This is a genomic window from Rhodovulum marinum (assembly GCF_004343075.1).
Lineage (GTDB): Bacteria > Pseudomonadota > Alphaproteobacteria > Rhodobacterales > Rhodobacteraceae > Rhodovulum > Rhodovulum marinum.
In genome coordinates this window covers 1-15,753 of the sequence record NZ_SLXP01000001.1, presented here as the reverse complement: position 1 = coordinate 15,753, position 15,753 = coordinate 1, and the positions used below count along the sequence as shown (strand labels likewise).

Below are 15,753 nucleotides of genomic sequence, written 5' to 3'. Positions count from 1 at the left end.
CCGGCGACCCCGCCGCCCCACGCTGACGAAGGCCGCCCCCGGGCGGCCTTTTTCGTGCGGCCTCCCCGCCGCCCTTCCCCCTGCGATCGAAACCCCAAGCGCCCCGCCGGGGGAGGGGCGCGTTTCTGAAAAGGAAAGGCTTGGAAATGTCCAAGATCAAGGAGCTCCGCGAGGAGGCGAAGCGGCTCGAAACCGAGGCCCGCTCGAAGCTCGACGCTGCCGGCGCCGAGAAGGACGCCGACAAGGCCGCGGCCTTCGAGGCCGAATTCGATTCCCTGATGGATCGCCGCGACTCGCTCGTGAAGCAGGCGGACCGGCTGGAGCGGTCCGACGAGGCGCGCCGGGAAATGGAGGAGATCGAGGAGCGCGGCGCCCGCGAGGCGCGCGAGTCGCGCCGCCCGACCGCGGCCTCCGATTCCTTCGCGCCCGGCGCGCACGCGGACAGCGACGAGTATCGCGAAGCCTTCCGCGACATGCTCGCGGCCGGCGGCGATCTCTCGGCGATCCCGCAGGAGGCGCGCGACATGCTGCGCGCGAATTTCGCGAAGATCGACCAGCGCGCCCAGGCCGGCGCGACGGGCGCGACCGGCGGCTTCACCGTCCCGACGACCCTCGCGCGCGAGATCAATATCGCGATGGCCGCCTATGGTCCCATGTGGGACGAGGACGTCGCGACGGTCATGGTCACGGGTGACGGCGCGCCGATCGTCCTTCCCAAGATCGACGACACCGCCGGCGAGACGGCCGCCCATACCGAGGGCAACTCGCTCGCCGACGACGGGTCGGGCGACGTGACCGTGACGAAGGAGGACCTCCTCGCCTACACCCGCGCGACGCCGTGGATCACTTGGAGTTTCGAGCTCGCGCAGGATTCGGGCTTCTCGTGGGAAGCGATCCTCGCCCGCCTCATCGCCAAGCGCGCGGGCCGGAAGGCGAATACCGAGCTCACGGTCGGGACCGGCGTCGGCCAGCCGCTCGGGTTCATGACGGCCTCGGTCGAGGGCAAGCTCGCGGCGTCGAATTCGGCGCTCACCTTCGACGAGGTGATCGACCTCTTCCACTCGGTCGATCCCGCCTATCGCATGGGTCCGAAGGTCGGTTTCCAGATGCACGACCAGACCGTGAAGCACGTCCGGAAGCTGAAAAACGCGAACGGCGATTACATCTGGAGCGACGGCGACGTGACCCGCGGCGTCCCCCCGACCCTCCTCGGCAAGCCGGCGCGCTTCAATCAGGCGATGGATCAGATCGGCGCCTCGAAGAAGCCGATCGCCTTCGGCGATTTCGGCGAGTTCTACGTCCGGAAGGTGGGGAGCCCGATGATCGGGATCGCCCGCGAGAAGTTCTTCCCGAATCTCGGGATCGCCGGCGTCGTGCGCTACGACGGCGGGATCGGCACGCCGGGCGCGATCAAGCACCTCGCCACGCCGGCCTGATAGGGGCCGGGTCGGGCGGGCGGCCTCCGGGCCGCCCGCCCCTTTCCGCTGGAGAATGACGACATGAAGCCGACGAGATATCTCGCGACGGTCAGCGCCTCGGGCCCGGCCGTCGATCTGACGGAAGGTCACGAGGTCACGCTCTCCGATGCCGCGATCGCCGCCGATCTGGAGCGCGCGGGCTACGTCGTGAAGCTGACGAAGGGCCTCACCCTCGCGCGTGCGAAGGAGATCGCCGCCGCCCGTGTTGCGGAGGAGGCGCAAGAGTTCAGGACGGCCGCGCGCGCTGCCATTGCCGCCCGGCGCGCCGCCCGGAAGGCGGCCCTCGCCCAGGCCGCCGCCCCCGATCCCGCGGCGGAGTAACCCGAAGCACCGGAGCCCGGACCCATGCCAACGCGCCAGACGACACCGCCCGCCGCGCTCCCCGTCACCCGGGAAGAGCTCAAGGCTCACTTGCGGATCACCTCGACGGCCGAGGACGATCTCCTCGACGGCTGTCTCGCCGCCGCGATCGACGAGATCGACGGGACCGGGCTCCTCGGCCGCGCCATGATCTCGGCGAGCTACACGCTCACGCGAGGCCCCGCCGCCGCCCGCGACGTCGAGCTTGAAATCGGCCCCGCGCAATCTTTGGAGGCGATCGCCTTCGTCAAGGCGGACGGCTCGACCGTTGCCGGCGATATCGGGGATTTCGCGCTGATCTCTGACGGCGAGCGCGCCTTCGTCCGCGGCGATTGGCCGAGCGGTCTCGGCGATCGGCCCGACGCGATCTCGATCACCTATCGCGCGGGCTTCGGGGATACGGCCGCGGCGGTCCCGGCGACCTTGCGGCACGCCGTCAAGCTCCTCGCGGCGCACCGCTTCGAGGTGCGCGACGAGGTGGTGATCGGAACGGTCGCGACGCAAATCCCGCTCGGCGTCGAGCGGCTCGTGAACCTCAACCGCGTGAGGGTTTTCGGATGATCGGAAGGCTCGACCAGAAGATCGAGATCGAGCGCCAGGTCCGCACCCCGGACGGCGCCGGCGGCGAGGTGGTCGCGTGGGCGCCGATCCCGGCCGATCCCTCGCCGTGGGCGAAGGTGACGCTCCTCGCCGGCGAGGAGGGCGCTCTCGGCGCCGGGGTCCAAGCCCGGCAGAGGGCGCGCTTCACGATCCGCGCCCGCGACGATCTTCGCGCGAGCGACCGGATCAGGTGGGGCGGCTTCCTGTGGAATATCGAGGGCCACGGTCGCCCGGTCGCCCGCGCGCTCTATCAGACAATCACCGCCACGGCGGGGGAGCTTTCGGCATGATGCGGGTAGAGGTGCGCGGAACAGAGGACGTCAAGCGGCTCCTCGAAGAGGTTGCGCCGCGGCACGCGGTCAACATTTCCCGCGCGACCGTGCACGGCGTCGCCGGGAGCGTGCGGGACCTCGTGAAGAGGAACGCGCCCCGAGACGAGGGCGACCTCGCCCGCTCGATCAAGACGAAGCGCCGGCGGATGGAGTTCGGCCGCATCCGGTCCGACGTCGTGGCAGAGCGCGGCCGCGGCGCGAAGGCGGACGGCTTCTATTGGCGCTTTCTGGAGCGCGGGACCTCGAAGCTCTCGGCGCGGCCCTTCATTCTGCCCTCGGTCCGCGAGATCGAGGCCAAGCTCCCGGTGATCCTCCGCGAGCAATTCGTGAAGAAGTTCCAAGCGGCGATCCGCCGGGCGCAGAAGAGGGGGCGGTAGATGGACGAATTCGCGCTCCAGACGGCGCTTTTCGAGCGCCTCTCCGGCGACGCGGCCCTCGCCGGCCTCGGCGTCACGGTCTGCGACGCCCCGGCGCAGGGCGAGGACGGGGACGCCGCCGCGGCCTTCCCGCGCGTGGCGATCGGGGAAATGGACGTCCGCGACGTCGGGACGAAGGGCTCGGACCTCTTCGACGTGATCGTCCGGGTTCATACCTTCTCGGCCTCCGGGTCGCACGCGGAGGCGCGCGCGATCCAGAGGCGGATTTTCGAGCTCCTGCACCGGGCCGCCTTCGCGGTCCCGGGCCACAATCTCGTGATGATCCGGCGCGAGCGATCGACGATCGACCGCGATCCCGACCGCCTTCGGCACGGGCTTTGCGAATATCGGCTCCTGATCGAGCCGCTCTAGGGCGCCTTGGCGCCTTTCCGTCACCCGGGCCGCCCTTCGAGGCGGCCTTTCCCATTGCGGCCCCGCCGCGTGATCCCCCGAGCCTTCAACCTCGTGCGCCCCCTCCGGGGGAGGGCGCCCCTCTTCAAGGAGTGTCACCCATGACCGCAACCGCAGGGCAAGACGCGACGATCTCGATCGGCGCGACCCCCGTCGCCGGCGTCCGCGTCTCCGGCTTCACCCGCAACGCGACCCCGATCGACATTTCCGACAAGGGCTCGGCCGGTTATCAGGAGCTTATGGCCGGCAAGGTCTCGTCGGCCGTGCTGACCTTCAACGCCGAGGGCGTCGAGAAGGACCAGGTTCTCCGCGACCTCGCGCTTGGGCCCGTCTCGGGCTGGACGATCGAGAACCTGACCCTTGACCTCGCGAACGGGGACAAGATTTCGGGGACCTTCTTCATGGGGGAATATACCGAGGGCGACGATTACAAGGAGGCGACGACCTTCTCGGCGACGTTCCAGTCCTCGGGGCAATGGACCCTGACGCAGGCGGGCGGCTGATCCGATGAAGGGTTTCGAGCCTGTCACGCTGAAATGGCGGGGTGAGTCCTTCCGGGTCGAGGCGGAGGATCAACTCCGCCTTATCGCCGAGATCGAGGACGCCCTCGCCGACAAGTCCGGCACGCCGGCCGTTCTCGTGCTCATGCGCAAGGGCGGGCCGAGCTATGCGCGGCTCTCGCGCGCCTACGGCGCGGCGCTGCGCTATGCCGGCGCCGACGTCTCGGACGACGAGATTTACCTCTCCCTGACCGAGACGATCGCGGAGGGCGATCTCGCGCTCGCGCTCCAGGTGCAAAGCGCGATCCTCGGCCTCCTCGCGATCATCGCCCCGCCGGTTCACCGCCGGATCATGGCGCCGGCCGAGGAGGCGCCGGAAAAGCCGGAGGGGGAAGGGGCGAGCGAGGGGGCGGAATAGTCCGCCTCCTCTATTCGGTCCTCGTCGGCCGCGGCTGGGTTTCCCGCGCGGAGTTCTGGCGCCTCCCGCCCGGCGAGGTGTGGTGGCTGATGGACGCGCACCTTCCCCCGGAGAAGGAGTCGCCCCTCGAAGAGAAGGAGCGGCTTTATCAACGCCTTATGAAAGCGGTCGAGGAGGCCGGATAGATGAAAGCGGAAGCCGATATCCTCGTCGAGGTCGGCGGCGACGTCTCGCCGCTGGCGCGCGCCCTGCGCGCCGGGGGGCGCGATCTCGACACCTTCGCGACCAAGAGCGCGCGGATCGGCCGCCGCATGGCGAAGATCGGCTCGGCGATGGCCGCCGCCCTCACGATCGGCGCCACGGCGACGACGGGGCTCGCCCGTCGCGCCGCGGAGGCGGCCGTCGAGATCGAGAACCTCTCGCGCGTCGCCGGCACGACTCCGACCGAGTTCCAGAAATGGGCGATCGCCGCGCGGACGGTCGGGATCGAACACGACAAGCTGTCCGACATTCTCAAGGATGTGCAAGATCGCGTCGGCGATTTTATCGCGACCGGCGGCGGGCCCATGGCTGATTTCTTCGAGAAGATCGCGCCCCAGGTCGGCGTGACCGCCGAGCAATTCGCGCGGCTGTCCGGCCCCGACGCGCTCCAGCTTTACGTTTCTTCGCTGGAGAAGGCGAACGTCACGCAAGCGGAGTTCACCTTCTACATGGAGGCCATGGCCTCCGACGCGACGGCACTCCTCCCGCTCCTGCGGGATGGGGGCCGCGTGATGAACGAGCTCGGCGACGAGGCGGAGCGATCCGGCCGAATCCTCTCGGGCGAAACGCTCCGCGGCGCCGAGCGCCTCCGGAACAAGCTCGACGAGCTCGAAGGGGAAATCCGGACCGAGCTCACGACGGCGCTTATCGGGCTTGAGGACGAGATCGTCCTCCTCGCGCAGTTCGTGAAGGATTACGGGATTCCGGCGCTCGAAGGGCTGATCCGCTTCGGGGCCGGGGTCGCCAAAGCCTTCGACTCCGCTGCCGTGGCGATGAAGGCGCTCCGCGATCCCGCCGCCGCCGCCGCCGAGGGGGCGGCTCGCTCGATCGGCGGCGATCTTGGCGTCGATCCCGAAGGGGGCGTTACCCGCGACCCGGTTCTCGGGGGCGGTCAGGGAACGGGCGATGCGGCGACGGACAAGGCGCTCCGCGACCTCTACGGCTTGGACGGCGAGGGGGATTCGCCCGGGATCAAGCCCGGGAATCACCTCGTCCCCGAGGTCGAGATTCCGACCGCGCCGATCGGGCTCAACAATCGCGACCCGGCGACTCTCGGTTTCGACGATATCGGGGGCGGCGGCGGCAGATCGGGCCCGACCGAAGAGGACCTCCGGGCTCTCGAAGAGAGCCTCGCCTCCGAGCGCGAATTGATCGAGCTCGACTATCAAGAGAAGCTAGAGGCGCTGAACAAGTTCCGCGAGGAGAAGGTCGGCAAGGAGGAAGAGTGGAACGCGCTCGAAGAGAGAATCCAGAAGGAGCATAACGAAAAGATCGCAGAGCTTGAGGCCGCGAAGCGTCAAGCCCGGATGCAGGCGCTTGCCGGCATGTTCGGCGATCTCTCCTCGTTGATGCAGAGCGAGAATAAGAAGCTCTTCGAGATCGGCAAGGCCGCGGCGATAGCCGAGGCGACCGTGAACGGCTACGAGGCGGCCGTCGCGGCATGGGAAAAGGGTATGAAGATCGGCGGCCCGCCGATGGCCGCGGCCTTCACCGCGGCGTCGCTCGCGAAAACGGGCGCCCTTATCTCCTCGATCGCCTCGACCTCCGCCAGTGGCTCCGGTGGCGGTGGCGGTGGCGGTGGAGCGACGGCCGCCCCCGCCGCGGCGGAAGCCGCGCCCGCGCCGCAGCAAGTAAACCTGAACATCGGCGAGGCGGAATGGCTTCCGCGCTCGGCGGTGATTTCCCTTGCGGAAAAGCTCCAAGAGCTCTCGCGCGAGGGCGCGATCGTGACCGTCAACTAGAGGTGATCCGATGCCCGTCCAGTTTCCCGCCGGCTATGCCCTCCCGGCCGGCGATAAGCCGTTGACCCATGCCCGCATTGCGCACGCGGGAAACTGGATCACGGGCACGATCACCGCCTCCTCGACGGATGCGGCCGCGATCTACACGGCCGAGGCCCCGGCGAATTCGCTCCTCTTCGAGCGGTGGAAGCCGGCGGAGGACTATGCAACGTGGGAAATCGCGACCTCCTCGGCGTCGGCGGTCGATTATTGCGTGGTCGCTGCCCATGATCTCGCGGCGGCCGGCGCTTGGCTTTTCGTCGAGTTCTTCGACGGGGCAGGGTGGCGGGAATGTATCCCGGGTTTCCAGGTCTCCGGCGCGGGCCCTCTCTTCGTCATGTTTCCGCCGATCGTGGCTGATCGCTTCCGGGTCGGCGTTTGGGTCGAGGCGGGCGCAACGCGCCCGGCGATCGGCTTTATCCGCTTTGGGAAGGCGCTCCAGATGGAGGAGCGGACGACCTATGTCGGCCGGACCCCCTTCGAGCTCGCGCGCCAGGTCACGATGACGGGAAATCGCTCGGTCCGGGGGGAGTTCCTCTCGCGCGTGAAGCTCCGCGCCGGGCTGCCTCTTTCGTTCCGCTGGGCGTTCCTCTCCGAGAGCTTTGTCCAGACCGAGGCGAAGGCGTTCCTCGACGCGATCGAGGCCGACCTCTTCGTGATCGCGGATCGCCCCGGCACCCATCCCGACGATGTGGCCTTGTGCTGGACGCAATCGGCCCGGCCGCGGCCCTCCGCCGCCGGCGCGATGGATTTGCACAATCTGGAAATCGACGCCGAGGGATACCTCTCCGATGCCTGAGACGCCTTTCTCCGCCGAGCCGATCGTGATCGTCCGGATCGAGCAGCCGCGATGCGCGCTTTCCCATGGCCTCGCGCCGTGCGCGGCGACCGGCGCGCCGTGCTTCAACACCTATTCGACGTGCCGCGACCGGGAAAACTACGCCCCCGGCGCGACGCTCGATCTCTATTTCGGAATCCCGGGGCAGGGGCGCCCCGCAGACGAGATCATGATCCTGCCATTCCTCGCCGGCCCGCCTTCCACCTCGCCGGCGCGGATCAACGTCTCGGGCGCCGATCGCCGCGTGAACCCGCTTGGGATTCGGGCGGCCGCGACGATCACCTTCCGGGATGCGCCTCATAGCGACTTGCTCGTCGATCCCTATCGCTCGGCGCGCTCCTACGATCCGCTCGCGCAAGGCACGTTCTGGAGCAAGTGGCTTGCGCGGAACACCTTCGGCAAGGCCGGGATGGTGGTTTCGATCTTCGAGGGCTTCGCCGGGGACGCGCTCGCCGACATGGTGAAACGTGTCTATCTCTGCGACGCGGTGGATTTTTCGAGCGACGAGATCGTCACGATGAAATGCCGCGACGTCCTCTCGAAGGCCGCGGACGAAAAGGCGCAATGCCCGCCGATCTCCGAGGGCGAGCTCGCGACCGATATCTCGGCCGCCGCGGCCTCGATCCAGGTCGCCGGCGCGGTGCTCGGGGATTACCCGGCCGCCGGGACGATCCGGATCAACGACGAGGTTATGACCTATTCCGCGATCTCCGAGGCGGAGGGCGGACTTCTTGAGTTCACGATCACCGCCCGCGGGTCGGATGGAACGGAAGCGGCCGAGCACGCGGCGGAGGATCGGGTCCAAGAGTGTTTCCGCTTCTCCGGCGAGACGGTCGATCAGGGGCTGGCCGCGCTTTACGGCTTCACGACGATTCCGGCCGCCTATCTGCCGTTCTCGGATTGGGCGGCCGAGGCCGGCCAATACCTGACCGCCTACACCCTGACCGGGCTCGTCACCGAGCCGACGCCCGTCGTCGATCTCGTGGGCGAGGTGCTGGAGCAGACTCAATCGCTCCAGTGGTGGGACGAGGTGGCGGCAAAGGTCCGTTTCGCGGCCGTGAAGCCGATCGTCGAGCGGCCGGTCCGGCTGACAGAATCCGAGCACCTCGTCGCCGGCACCGTGCGAATCCGGGATTTCCCGGAGCGGCGGGTTTCGCGGGTCTATGTCTATTTCGACCCGCGCGATCCGACCGCGAGCCGCGACGACGAGGACAATTATCGCCGGATTCAAGGCTCGCTCGACCTTCCGATCGAGGACGAAAAGGCTTTCGGCGACAAGGCGATCCGAAAGATTTTCGCGCGGTTCGTCAACTCCGGCGCGGTGGCGCTGGAAACGACGTCGCGAATTCTCTCGCGATACCGTCTCGGGTCGCGGGAGGTTTCCTTCGCCGTCTCCGACAAGGACGGCGGGCTCGGCGTCGGCGAGATCGTGGAAATCCTCTTCCATCGGCTCCAAGGCACGACCGGCGCGCCGGAGTCGCGTTTCTGGATCGTGACCTCGCGCGACCCGCGCCCCTCGGAGCGCCGGGTCTACTACACGGCCGAGGACGCGACCCTCGCCGGGACTCTCTCGGAGATCGCGGAGGACTCCCTCGGCGATTACGTCGGCGACGGGAGCGATCCCTTCGGGGTCGCGTGGATATCCGACGATAACGGCTTTCTCCCGGACGGGAGCGAGGGCTTCAAGATCAGATAGCAGGAGGGCCAAGCGTGCCAGACTGGAACGATATCGGCGACGAGGAGCTCGACGCGGGCTCTCCGCTCACCTCGTCGCTTTTTACGCGGCTTGCTCGCAACCCAGAAGCAATTGCGATCGGTGCGCCAGGAGCCCCGCGGCTGATGCCTGGGGCTTTCCCTGAGATTACGGCCGGGGACGAGGTGCGCTTCCTCTCGGTTGGGGTGATGACCAGCCCGAGTCAGATTTATTCTGATGGGTTTCGCTGGACGTCTTTGCAGGCCGGTTCGGTGCGCTTGCGTTTTGTCATCGGATCGAACTCCGGCTTGGCCTACGCCCGGGTTTATGTTGATGACGTCACCGTGGGCACCTTCTCGGGGTCCGGGGCTGGGGTGGCGCACTCTGTCGATCTCCCGATCTCTGCAAACAGCGAGATAAGGGTCGCGTTCCGCCTCGACAATCAGGGTGCGGATCGGTTCGCTTCCCTCTCAAATGTGCAGCTTTCAACGGGTGGCGAGTGGGTTTTTCCCGTTCCGCCCGCCGTGGGCGCCGGCAAATGGAGTTTTCAATGATCCTCGAAAATCTTCGCGCCGTGAACCGGCATGGCGGAATCCTTGCTCGCAACACGGCGACCGGCGTGGACGTTTATTTGAAGCCCGGCGATCTGGTGCACGATCTCGCCCTCTCGGGGCAACTCGGCCCGGTCGCGCCCTATATCGAGCCTCCGAAGCCGGAGGCGCCGCCGAAATACGCGACCGCCGCCGAGGCCCTCGCCGCGATGGTGGCTTGGGCCGAGGAGTTCGCGGCGCCCCTCGTCCGCGCCGTTCCGGCCGAGGAGCGGCTCTCGTGGCCGATCAAGGAGGCCGCCGCGCGCGCCTATCTCGCCGGGTCGGCGTCCTCCGCCGATCTCGACTTTCTTTCCGGCGAGGCGACGATCACGGGCGAGACGCTCGACGAGCTCGCGGCGAAAGTCATTGCCCGGGCCGAAACGTTCCGGGCCGGCGCCGCGGCGCTGGCGGGGCTGCGGCGCAAGGTGACGGCGCAGATCGAGGCGGTCGAAGATCCGCACCAATACGAGCCGACGCTCCTTGCCGCGGCTGAGGAGGCCCGGGCGACCGCGATCGCGCTCGGGCTCGGCCCGGCGCTCGGGCTGGAGGGGGCGGGATCGTGATGCGGTGGATCAGGAAAGGGGGCGAGAATGGTTGACCTTCCTCCGAAGCCCGTTTTCACGCGGACGATATCGGTCGGGAACGTGATCCAGGTCGCCGTGATCCTCGTCGGCTTCGGCGGCTCTTGGGTCGCCATGACGTCCGATCTCGCGGCCGTGGCCTCGGACGTCGCCGCGGTCGAGGAGGAGATCGACGAGGCGGCCGCGGCGCGCCTCGTCGTCGAGGGGCGCGTCCGCGCCCTCGAAATCGAGGCCGCCCGCGCCGACGAGCGTTATTCGCAACTCCTCGCGAATATCCAAGCAATCCGCGACTCGATCGCGCGCCTTGAACAGAAGGCGCAGTAAATCGCCGCGGTGGGCTCTGCGCCCGCTCAAGCCTTTTCATAGGAGGTTTCCCAATGTCTGACCGATTCCAATCGCACGCCGCGGGACTCGAGTCCCCCGGCGCCTTTCTCGCGGCCGTGACCCCGGACGACGAGGCGGACCTCGCGACCGCCTCGCGCGCCTTGTGCGTCGCGCAGAGCGGCGAGGTCAGGGCGACGACGGTCGGGGGCACGACCGAGACGGTCTACATCGCGGCGGGAGTCGCCTTTCCCATCCGCGTCGCCCGTGTCTGGGCGACGGGGACGACGGCGGCCGGGATCGTCTCGATCTGGTGATCGCCCCTCCGCGCCGCCGACTCGGCGGCGCTTCGTGCACCGCCCGGGCTTCGGCCCGGGCTTTTTCTTGAGGTGATGCAATGCAAACGGTCCGCGAGATCACGGCCGAGATCGTCGCCCGCGAAGGCGGCTTCGTGAATGACCCCGACGATCCGGGCGGCGCGACGAAATTCGGCGTCACGATCGGGACGATGCGCCGGCTCGGGCTCGACCTCGATCGCGACGGGGATATCGACGTCGCCGACGTCAAGCTCCTCTCGGCCGAGAAGGCGGCCGAAATCTTCGAGCGCCACTATTTCCAAGGCGCAGGGATCGACCTCCTGCCCGCGGCGCTCCAGCCGACCGTTTACGACATGAACGTGAACGCCGGCGGCAATGCCGCGAAGCTCCTTCAACGGCTCCTCGTCGAGCTCGGCGAGCGCGTGGCGATCGACGGCGCGATCGGCCCGAACACCGCGGCCGCCGCTGCGCGCGCCGTGCGCCAGGTCGGCGCGGCGCTCCTCGCCGATGCCTACGGGATCGCCCGGCGGAATTACTATTACCGGCTCGCCGATCTCCGGGCGAGCTCGCGCAAATACGCGCGCCGCCGCGATGGCGGAAAGGGCGGCTGGATCGTCCGCGCGGAGGAATTCATTTCGCCGCGGTTTCACCTGACCGCGGCCGAGCACAAGGCGAGGTGTGCCAAATGGGCCTGATCTCCTTCCTGACCCGCTTCCTCGGCTCCGGCGTCGCCCGCGAGACGATCGAGGTCTTTCGGCCGAACGCCGAGGCCGCGGACCAGCGCGACAACGATCGCTTTCTCGCCGCGCTGGAGCAACTCGCCGCGGAGCGCGCCGGTCCCGATCGCTTCGGGCGGATCGTGGACGGCCTGAACAGGCTCCCGCGCCCGGCGATGGCCTTCGGGACGCTGGGCCTCTTCGTTTTCGCGATGGTCGCGCCCGAATCCTTCGCCGTCCGGGTTTCGGCCCTCGCGCTCGTCCCCGAGCCGATGTGGTGGCTTCTCGGCGCGATCGTGTCCTTCTATTTCGGCGCGCGCGAGCTCCAGAAGGGCCGCGAGGTGAACGTCGCCCGCTCGATGGAGGCGCTCGCCCGGTGGCGCGCCGGGACGGCGGAGGTCCGCGAGGAGCTCGCCGCGGCCTCCCCGCCGGGTGCCGCCCATCCGTCCGCGGCGCGCGCGGGCCTCTTCGGCGCGCTCCCGGCCTCGATCCGCGGTCTCCTCGGGGGTCGCCCCGCCTCGCTGCCCGTGCACCAGGTCGCGACGGCCGACGACCCTCGCCCGGCGCCGCCGCCGGGGGCCTCCCTGATCGACTTCGCGATCCTCGATCGAAACCCCGCCCTCTCGGCGGCCCTTCGGAGGGTGTGATCCCATGCCTAACGCCGGAATGGAGCCCGCCCGGGCGCAGCGCATCAAGGACGCGATCGAGCGCGCTCTCCGGGCGGGCTTCGCGCCCTACCGGCAGAAGGCCGGGCGCGGCTCCTCGATCTCCGAGGCCGCGCGCGCCTTGCGCGAGGCCGGTCACGAGGAGGATCGGAATTCGATCGGGGGTTTCGTCCGGACGCAGGAGCGGCGGAAGGCCCGGGGCGAGGAGCATTTCCTCCCCGACTGGAGCCTCTTCTCGCCGGCCGGCGTCGCCCCCGGTGAAATCCGCACGGGGGAGGTGCGCCGCTGGATCGTGACCTCGGCGCAGGATGATACCGACGTTCACCCGCGGTTCTGGAGCAACCTCCGCGCCTATGCGACGGCGATCGGCGCCGAGCTCCTCGTCGGCGGCTTCACCTATCAGACGATCCGGCACTCCGACCGGCTGACCCTGACGGGGACCTTCCGCGAGGAGGTCCGCCCCTTCCTTCGCTTCGATCCGATCGAGCTCGGGCCGGTGCTCTTCTGCGCCGAAATGAATACGCTCCCGACCGCCGCGCGGCCGCTTTCGGGGCTCACGAGCTACTCGCGCGGGCGGGACGCGATCTTTCCTCACGCGAAGCTCGCATATCAGACCGCCCCCGCGCCGCGGGGCGAGCACGTTCCCTCGCTCATGACGACGGGCGCCGTCACCGTGCCGAACTACGTCGAGAAGAAGGCCGGAAAGAAAGCGGAGTTTCACCATATCCTCGGCGCGACCGTCGTCGAGGTGGACGATTCCGGCGCGGCGTGGTGCCGGCAAGTCTCGGCCACGCCGGACGGCGCGTTTCAGGACCTCGACGCGGTGGTCCGCGACGGCCGCGTTTCCCATGGGCACCGTGTCGAGGCTGTCACCTTCGGCGACTTGCACGTCCCGACCGTCGAGGATCACGTCGCCGCGCTCCTCTGGGGGCGCCGGGCGGACGCCCTGATCGAGGAGCTCCGCCCGCGGCTGGCCTTCGTTCACGATCTCGTCGCGATCGAGGCGCACTCGCGCCACGTCGCCGGCGATCCGTTTCACCGGGCGAAGATGGTCGCGGCCGGTCACTCCGGAATGGCGGGCCAGGTCGCCGCCGGCGCCCGGACGTTGCGCGAGATCGAGCGCGATTTCTGCCAGCCCGTCGTGATCTACTCGAATCACGACGACCGGCTCCTTCAATGGGCGAAGAGCCCGATCGACCGCGGCGACGTGGAAAACGTCGCATATTGGCACCGCTGCAACCTTGCCTTCTACGAGGCGCTCTCGGACGAGGATGAAGATTTCGACCTCTTCCGCTGGGCGCTCCGGGACGCGGACCCGCGCCGGCTGGAGGGGGTCGGCTTCGTCCCGCGGGGCGGGACCTTTCCGATCTGTCAGGACTCGGGCGGCGGCGGGATCGAGTGCGGCCTTCATGGTGACGAGGGCCCGAACGGGGGCCGCGGATCGGCGACGAGCTTCGCCCGCATGGCGAAGCGGATCACGATCGGGCACACCCACGCCCCGGAAATCCACGACGGCGTTTACATCGCCGGGATCACCGGGGCGCTGGATCAGGGCTATAACACCGGCCCCGGCTCGTGGAAGCGCGCGCACGTCGTCACCTATCCGAACGGGAAGCGGACGATCGTCACGCAAGACCCGCGCGGCCGGTGGCGGGCATGAGGGGCCAGACCCGCCGAGCCTCGCTCGTCGAGGCCCTCGTGAATATCGTCGCGGGCTCTGCCCTCGCCTTCGCCCTGAATATGACCGTTCTCCCGGCGCTCGGCGTCGGGATCACGGCCGCCCAAAGCCTCGCCGCGACGGCCGCCTTCACCGTCGCCTCTCTCGCGCGGAGCTACGCTCTCCGCCGCCTCTTCAATTACTGGAGCACCCGGACATGATCCGACGTTACCTGATGAATATCTTGATCGCGGTCGATCAACTCGGAAACGCGATCCTCTTCGGCGATCCCGACGAGACGATCTCGTCGCGCGCCGCCAAGCGCGCGCACCTCGCGGGCTGGCGAGAGCTCGGCCTTCTCCTCGAATGGATCGACCCCGGGCACCTCAAGGAATCGCTTGAGCCCGACGAGGGGAAGGACGCGATCCTGTGAGCGGGCAGGAGTGGAACGCGGGCGACGCCGATCTCGCGGATGCGACGATCCTCGCCGCCGCCTCTGGCCAGGTCCCGCGCTTCCCGGTGATCGGCCTCGCCGGCCCGCAATACTCGGGCAAATCGACCGCGGCGAAGGCGCTTGCGGGCGTGGGTTTCGAGCGGCTCCGCTTCGCCGCGCCGCTCAAGGCCGCCTTTCGTGGCCTTCTCGCCGAGCTTTGCGTCGCCCCTGACCGGATCGAGCGGATGATCGAGGGCGACTTGAAGGAGGTCCCGGCGCCGGAGCTCTCGCACCGGACGCCCCGGCACGCGATGCGCACGCTCGGGACCGAGTGGGGGCGCGATCTCATGGCGCCGGATTTCTGGGTCTCCCCGATGATCGCGCGCGCCTCCGATCTCCTCGCTCGCGGCGTTCCGGTCGCCTTCGAGGACGTCCGCTTTCCGAACGAGGCCGCGGCGGTGCGCGCGCTCGGTGGGATCGTCGTCATGATCGAGGGCCGCGGCGGATCGGCCGCGGCCGCGCACGCCTCGGAATCCTTCGCCTTCGAGGCGGACGCCGTGATCGACAATTCCGGCTGTCTGGAGAGGCTTGAGGCTCAAGCTCTGGAGATCGCGCTCGGCTGATCGCCGGGCCGGAACGTCGCGCGAACATCGCGGCGGGCCGTGCACGCTTTTTGCACGCTTCCGGCGTGCACGGCCCGCCCGCGTCACAATGAACGCGCACAAATCAAAATATTTTGTGGCGATGTGGAATTTCGGATCGCGGCAAAATTCGCCTTGTTTTATTGGGGCCTAGCGCATAGACACGTCGGCGGAGACGTGGCCGAGTGGTCGAAGGCGCTCCCCTGCTAAGGGAGTAGGCGGGAAACCGTCTCGAGGGTTCGAATCCCTTCGTCTCCGCCACCCCTCATCCATAGAAATTATGCATTATTTATCAATGGTTTGGCGTGACTGCATTTGCCCCATCACCACACGTTATCACCACACGCTTTTAGCGCTATTGCCCAGCGGTTCTATCGATTGCGATCCCCGTTTGTGACGAGAGAGGCTCGAGTCAGAAGAGAGGTCTGTCATCGCCAAGCGCGGCACTGCCCTCGCTGCGTAAGGTGATGGCCCATCGGCCTGTAGGCGTCCCACTCACCTCCAAATGTCCGCGGCCCTGCGCCGACTGTCAGGCTTGGCGCAGCATAGGCTTTGATCTCGACCTGGAAGGGGTGGGGAGCGGAAGTTCGCTGCGGGTTCGGAACAATCTACACGCTTGGCGAAATCCGGAAGTTTGCCGTAAGCAGCATGACCTGCCCCGATGAAGTGGTCCGGTTTCAGTCTTAGTGCATGAGGGGTCTTGGCGCTACGGCTGGTGTGGCCGGCGAAGCGGCTCCGGATGGC

21 protein-coding genes and 1 tRNA gene are annotated in these 15,753 nt (G+C 68.3%); all 22 read left to right on the top strand.

Features of this window, described 5'->3' with window-relative positions; all coding sequences use genetic code 11:
* The first annotated feature begins 146 nt into the window (after positions 1 to 146).
* The 22 genes from EV662_RS00110 (at position 147) to EV662_RS00005 (ending at position 15,270) form a co-directional block, all read left to right on the top strand.
* On the top strand, positions 147 to 1,436 hold the full coding sequence (locus EV662_RS00110) for a phage major capsid protein (RefSeq protein ID WP_132460105.1): 1,290 nt from the start codon (positions 147 to 149) through the stop codon (positions 1,434 to 1,436).
* Between the two features lie 63 nt (positions 1,437 to 1,499).
* Positions 1,500 to 1,799 carry a hypothetical protein gene (locus EV662_RS00105; protein WP_132460104.1) on the top strand — a complete coding sequence of 100 codons (300 nt, stop codon included), beginning with the start codon at positions 1,500 to 1,502 and terminating at the stop codon, positions 1,797 to 1,799.
* Positions 1,800 to 1,823: 24 nt separating this feature from the next.
* A complete protein-coding gene (locus tag EV662_RS00100) occupies positions 1,824 to 2,399 on the top strand; it encodes a head-tail connector protein (RefSeq protein ID WP_132460103.1) in 576 nt (191 codons plus the stop codon).
* Positions 2,396 to 2,728 (top strand): head-tail adaptor protein, encoded by a 333-nt coding sequence (locus EV662_RS00095; protein ID WP_132460102.1) that lies wholly within the window; start codon positions 2,396 to 2,398, stop codon positions 2,726 to 2,728. The genes EV662_RS00100 and EV662_RS00095 overlap by 4 nt, the downstream gene beginning before the upstream one ends.
* Entirely contained in the window at positions 2,725 to 3,147 is a 423-nt protein-coding gene (locus tag EV662_RS00090) for an HK97-gp10 family putative phage morphogenesis protein (RefSeq protein ID WP_132460101.1), read from the top strand. The genes EV662_RS00095 and EV662_RS00090 overlap by 4 nt, the downstream gene beginning before the upstream one ends.
* Entirely contained in the window at positions 3,148 to 3,558 is a 411-nt protein-coding gene (locus EV662_RS00085; RefSeq protein ID WP_132460100.1) for a DUF3168 domain-containing protein, read from the top strand.
* Positions 3,559 to 3,698: 140 nt separating this feature from the next.
* Positions 3,699 to 4,100 carry a phage tail tube protein gene (locus EV662_RS00080; protein WP_132460099.1) on the top strand — a complete coding sequence of 134 codons (402 nt, stop codon included), beginning with the start codon at positions 3,699 to 3,701 and terminating at the stop codon, positions 4,098 to 4,100.
* 4 nt (positions 4,101 to 4,104) lie between these two features.
* Positions 4,105 to 4,515 (top strand): hypothetical protein, encoded by a 411-nt coding sequence (locus tag EV662_RS00075; protein ID WP_132460098.1) that lies wholly within the window; start codon positions 4,105 to 4,107, stop codon positions 4,513 to 4,515.
* Between the two features lie 185 nt (positions 4,516 to 4,700).
* Entirely contained in the window at positions 4,701 to 6,518 is a 1,818-nt protein-coding gene (locus EV662_RS00070; protein WP_132460097.1) for a hypothetical protein, read from the top strand.
* A 10-nt stretch (positions 6,519 to 6,528) separates the two neighbouring features.
* Positions 6,529 to 7,356, top strand: coding sequence for a hypothetical protein (locus tag EV662_RS00065; RefSeq protein ID WP_132460096.1), 828 nt, complete (start codon positions 6,529 to 6,531; stop codon positions 7,354 to 7,356).
* A complete protein-coding gene (locus EV662_RS00060) occupies positions 7,349 to 9,091 on the top strand; it encodes a hypothetical protein (RefSeq protein WP_132460095.1) in 1,743 nt (580 codons plus the stop codon). Before EV662_RS00065 ends, EV662_RS00060 begins: the two co-directional genes overlap by 8 nt.
* A 14-nt stretch (positions 9,092 to 9,105) precedes the next feature.
* Complete coding sequence (locus EV662_RS00055) at positions 9,106 to 9,642, top strand: hypothetical protein (RefSeq protein ID WP_132460094.1); 537 nt, start codon at positions 9,106 to 9,108, stop codon at positions 9,640 to 9,642.
* The gene (locus EV662_RS00050) at positions 9,639 to 10,241 is read left to right on the top strand and encodes a hypothetical protein (protein ID WP_132460093.1); all 603 of its coding nucleotides are present in this window, start codon (positions 9,639 to 9,641) and stop codon (positions 10,239 to 10,241) included. The genes EV662_RS00055 and EV662_RS00050 overlap by 4 nt, the downstream gene beginning before the upstream one ends.
* Positions 10,242 to 10,268: 27 nt before the next feature.
* The gene (locus EV662_RS19340; RefSeq protein WP_165915467.1) at positions 10,269 to 10,583 is read left to right on the top strand and encodes a hypothetical protein; all 315 of its coding nucleotides are present in this window, start codon (positions 10,269 to 10,271) and stop codon (positions 10,581 to 10,583) included.
* 53 nt (positions 10,584 to 10,636) lie between these two features.
* The gene (locus tag EV662_RS00040; RefSeq protein WP_132460091.1) at positions 10,637 to 10,897 is read left to right on the top strand and encodes a spike base protein, RCAP_Rcc01079 family; all 261 of its coding nucleotides are present in this window, start codon (positions 10,637 to 10,639) and stop codon (positions 10,895 to 10,897) included.
* Between the two features lie 80 nt (positions 10,898 to 10,977).
* Positions 10,978 to 11,592 (top strand): holin-associated N-acetylmuramidase, encoded by a 615-nt coding sequence (locus EV662_RS00035; RefSeq protein ID WP_132460090.1) that lies wholly within the window; start codon positions 10,978 to 10,980, stop codon positions 11,590 to 11,592.
* Complete coding sequence (locus tag EV662_RS19675; RefSeq protein WP_207903561.1) at positions 11,583 to 12,260, top strand: holin family protein; 678 nt, start codon at positions 11,583 to 11,585, stop codon at positions 12,258 to 12,260. The genes EV662_RS00035 and EV662_RS19675 overlap by 10 nt, the downstream gene beginning before the upstream one ends.
* A 4-nt stretch (positions 12,261 to 12,264) precedes the next feature.
* Positions 12,265 to 13,938, top strand: a complete 1,674-nt coding sequence (locus tag EV662_RS00025) for a hypothetical protein (protein ID WP_132460089.1) — start codon at positions 12,265 to 12,267, stop codon at positions 13,936 to 13,938.
* Positions 13,935 to 14,156, top strand: a complete 222-nt coding sequence (locus tag EV662_RS00020) for a DUF7220 family protein (RefSeq protein ID WP_132460088.1) — start codon at positions 13,935 to 13,937, stop codon at positions 14,154 to 14,156. The genes EV662_RS00025 and EV662_RS00020 overlap by 4 nt, the downstream gene beginning before the upstream one ends.
* A complete protein-coding gene (locus EV662_RS00015) occupies positions 14,153 to 14,368 on the top strand; it encodes a hypothetical protein (RefSeq protein ID WP_207903560.1) in 216 nt (71 codons plus the stop codon). Before EV662_RS00020 ends, EV662_RS00015 begins: the two co-directional genes overlap by 4 nt.
* On the top strand, positions 14,365 to 14,991 hold the full coding sequence (locus tag EV662_RS00010) for a nucleoside/nucleotide kinase family protein (RefSeq protein ID WP_132460087.1): 627 nt from the start codon (positions 14,365 to 14,367) through the stop codon (positions 14,989 to 14,991). Before EV662_RS00015 ends, EV662_RS00010 begins: the two co-directional genes overlap by 4 nt.
* A gap of 189 nt (positions 14,992 to 15,180) precedes the next feature.
* Positions 15,181 to 15,270 (top strand) — tRNA-Ser (locus EV662_RS00005).
* Positions 15,271 to 15,753 lie beyond the last annotated feature (483 nt).